The sequence below is a fragment of the Methylobacterium sp. WL18 genome (assembly GCF_008040015.1).
GTDB lineage: Bacteria > Pseudomonadota > Alphaproteobacteria > Rhizobiales > Beijerinckiaceae > Methylobacterium > Methylobacterium mesophilicum.
In genome coordinates this window covers 1-739 of the sequence record NZ_VRVD01001162.1, presented here as the reverse complement: position 1 = coordinate 739, position 739 = coordinate 1, and the positions used below count along the sequence as shown (strand labels likewise).

Below are 739 nucleotides of genomic sequence, written 5' to 3'. Positions count from 1 at the left end.
GCCGAACGCCGCCAAGGGCGCGCTGCTCGACCTCAACAGCGCCAGCGCCGCCGACCTCGACGCCCTCCCGGGCATCGGCGCCGCCCGCTCCGCCGCGATCATCAAGGGCCGGCCCTATCGCGGCAAGGACGACCTCGTCTCCAAGAAGATCATCCCGCAGAGCGTCTACGACGGGATCAAGGACAAAGTCATCGCCAAGCAGAAGTAGGCGCTCACTCGGCGATCGCGCCCTGGGGCATGGAGAAGCCCGGGGGCGCCTTCTGGGTGGCCTCCTTCGGCGCCGCGCGCCGGACGGGGGCCTTCTTCTTGGCCTGGGCCTTCGGCGCGGCCTTGACGGCGGGGGGATCCTCGCAGGCGCGGAACGCGAGCTGCGCCAGGGTCGAGCCCTCCTCGGCCACGATGGTGATCGGGTCCGCCAGGATCGGCAGGGACGGCTGCCAGCGGATCGGCCCGCCGAGCATCGCCTCAATGGTGGCCGGCGCCGTGCCGCGCCGCAGCGTGGCGAAATCCGGCCCGTACGCGGTGGCGACCTTGCCGGCGATCACCACCTGCAGGACCTCGTTCACCTCCGGGGTCAGCGGCCGGAGCGGATTCGTGGTCCGCACCTGCCCGGCGCGGGTCACGACCATCTTGAACCCCTTGCCACCCTCGTAGCGCGCCGCGCGGGCCCCGCAGGGCTGCTCGACCTGCGCGGCGGCGGCCGCAGTGGGATCGGGGGCCGGCTCGGACGGAGCGGGCG

General features: G+C 73.3%; 2 protein-coding genes. One reads left to right on the top strand and one right to left on the bottom strand.

From position 1 onward, the window contains the following. The coding region (locus tag FV228_RS31545; RefSeq protein ID WP_187277999.1) for a helix-hairpin-helix domain-containing protein at positions 1 to 208 on the top strand (208 nt) is incomplete at its 5' end. Between the two features lie 4 nt (positions 209 to 212). Here FV228_RS31545 and FV228_RS31540 read toward each other — a convergent pair. Further along, positions 213 to 739: hypothetical protein (locus tag FV228_RS31540; protein ID WP_147857955.1), on the bottom strand; the 527-nt coding region annotated here is incomplete at its 5' end.